Raw genomic sequence first — 3,302 nt, forward strand, 5'->3', positions numbered from 1 at the left:
GAAGATAATATAGCTAAATTTGACTTAACATTGAATGCTATGTTTTCTGATGAAAAATTAAGTTTCTCAATACAATATTGTTCAAAATTATTTAACAAAGAAACCATAGAAAGATTAAGTAATCATTATTTAACTATATTAGATAGCATACTAACTAATAATGAAATAAACATAACAGAAATTGAATTATTAAGTGAAAAGGAAAAAAATCAATTGTTAAATGGGTTTAATGATACTAAGGCAGAGTATCCAATGGACAAAACAATACAAGAATTATTTGAAGAGCAAGTAGAAAAAACATCAAATAATATTGCAGTAGTATTTAAAGAAGAGAAGCTAACTTACAGAGAATTAAATGAAAAAGCAAATAGTCTTGCAAGAGTATTAAGGGATAAGGGTGTTAAGGGTGACTCAATAATAGGAATAATGGTAGAAAGATCCTTAGAGATGATAATAGGAATAATGGGAATTCTAAAATCTGGTGGAGCATACTTGCCTATAGATCCAAACTATCCAAAAGAAAGAATAGAATATATGTTGAAGGATAGTAAAAGTAAGATACTGTTAAGTAAAAACGTTGTAATAGAAAATATAGAATTCGATGGTGAAACAATTGATTTATGCAATATAGATTTATATAATAAAAATTCAAGTAATCTAGAGAAAATAAACAATTCAAATGACTTAGCATATGTTATCTATACTTCAGGAACTACAGACAAGCCTAAGGGAGTTATGGTTGAACATAATAATGTAGTTAGGCTTATGTTTAATAATAAAATGATATTCAAATTTGATCATAAAGATGTATGGACAATGTTTCACTCATATTGCTTTGATTTTTCTGTTTGGGAAATGTATGGTGCGATACTATATGGTGGAAAATTAATTATAGTGCCAGAATTAGTAACTAAAGACTTTGAAGAGTATTTATCTTTATTAAAAAGAGAAAAAGTAACAATATTAAATCAAACACCAACAGCATTTTATAATTTGATGAATATAGAGACTGATAATGAAGAAAAACATTTAAATTTAAAGTATATTATATTGGGAGGAGAAGCTTTAAATCCGCAGATGTTATATAAATGGAAACAGAAGTATAATGAAACAAAAATTATAAATATGTATGGAATAACAGAAACTACAGTTCATGTAACATATAAAGAAATAGGAGATCAAGAAATTGCAAAAGGAATTAGTAATATAGGATGCCCTATACCAACATTAACAACATATGTAATGAATAATAATTTAAAACTTCAGCCAATAGGAGTTCAAGGAGAACTTTGCGTTGGGGGAGATGGAGTAGCAAGGGGCTACTTAAATAGAAAGGAACTAACAGAAAAGAAGTTTGTGATGAATCCTTACGTTAAAAATGAAAGGATTTATAGGTCAGGGGACTTAGTGAGACTTTTAGAAAATGGAGAATTAGAATTCTTAGGAAGAATAGATAATCAAGTTAAAATAAGAGGCTTTAGAATAGAGCTTGGTGAGATTGAAAGTAAAATACTGCAACATGAGGATGTTAAAGAAGTAGCGGTTGTAGTAATAGATAGTAATGATAAGAGTATTTGTTCATATATAGTAAGCTATAAAGAACTAAATGAATTAAACTTAAGAGATTATTTAAAGGAAAGTTTACCAGAGTACATGATACCAGCTTACTTTGTGAAACTAGAAAGAATGCCGATAACACCGAATGGAAAATTAGATAGAAGAGCTCTTCCTAAACCTAATTTAGATGAAAGGTTAACTAGTTATGAAGCGCCAAGAAATGCTTTAGAAGAAACCCTAGTAAGAGTGTGGAGTGAAATTTTAGGTATACAAAAGATAGGAATAAATGATAACTTCTTTGAACTAGGAGGCCATTCATTAAAAGCAATGACTCTTATTTCTAAAATTCATAAGGAAACCAATAAAGAAGTGCCATTGAAAGAACTATTTAAGTCACCAACAATAAAAGGATTAAGCAAGTTTATTGAAGAGGCTGAAGAAAGTATTTATTCTAAGATTGAAAAAGTAGAAGAAAGAGAATACTATGAGGCATCATCAGCGCAAAAGAGAATGTATATAATTCAAGGTTTTGATAAAGAAAGCATGGCTTATAATATGCCACAAGTATTTGAAATACAAGGTTCTATGGACAAAGTGAAAATAGAAGATGCATTTAAAAAGTTAGTTCAAAGGCATGAAGCATTAAGAACTTACTTTGAAGTTATTGATGGTGAAATAGTACAAAAAATAGATAAGAGCTATGAGTTTAAGTTAGACCAAGAAGTTTCAAATCAGTCTATAGAAGAAATAGCTAATGATTTTGTTAAACCTTTTGATTTAGGAAAAGCACCACTATTTAGAGTCCAAATAGTAGAAACTCAAAGCAAAAACTATTTATTAATCGATATGCATCACATAATATCTGATGGTGTATCTATAAGTATTTTAATAAATGAATTTGCAACGATATATAATGGAGAAGAATTAGAACCATTAAAGCTCCAATATAAAGATTTTGCAGCATGGCAAAATAATTTCTTGAAATCAGAAGAAATGAAAAAACAAGAAGAATATTGGATTAACATGTTCAAGGATGAGATACCAGTATTAAATATGCCTACTGATTATGAAAGACCTGCTGTCCAAAGTTTTGAAGGTGATAGTGTAAGTTTTGAAGTGGATAAAAATGTAGCACTTGAATTGAAAGAACTTACAAAGAAAACAGGTACAACAGTGCATATGGTGCTATTATCAGCCTTTAATATACTTTTATCTAAGCATAATGGGCAAGAAGATATAGTTATAGGAACTCCAATAGCAGGAAGACCCCATGCAGACCTTCAAAATATAATGGGCATGTTTGTAAACACATTAGCATTAAGAAACAAACCAGAAGGAGATAAAAAGTATGTAGATTTCCTAAATGAAGTAAAAGAGAACTCACTAAAAGCATATGATAATCAAAGCTATCAATTAGAAACATTAATAGAAAAGCTGGATATAGTAAGAGATACAAGTAGAAATCCATTATTTGATATTATGTTTAATATGGTAGATACGGTAACAGGTGTTGATATTGATCTTAATAATATGTTATTAATACCATGTGATAGTGAAAACAATGTAGCTAAGTTTGATTTAACCTTGAATGTTATGGCTTCTGATGAAAAATTAAGTTTTACAATACAATATTGTTCAAAATTATTTAAGAAAGAAACCATAGAAAGATTAAGTAATCATTATATTAAGGTTTTAGAAACAATAATAAATAATAATGAAATAGAGTTAGATAGTATAGATTTATT

1 protein-coding gene is annotated in these 3,302 nt (G+C 28.4%); it reads left to right on the top strand.

All coding sequences use genetic code 11. The annotated features are described in order from the left end of the window. On the top strand, positions 1 to 3,302 hold a 3,302-nt coding region (locus BM119_RS19290; RefSeq protein WP_143087362.1), incomplete at both ends, for a non-ribosomal peptide synthetase.

The sequence above is a fragment of the Clostridium frigidicarnis genome, assembly GCF_900111985.1.
GTDB lineage: Bacteria > Bacillota > Clostridia > Clostridiales > Clostridiaceae > Clostridium_Z > Clostridium_Z frigidicarnis.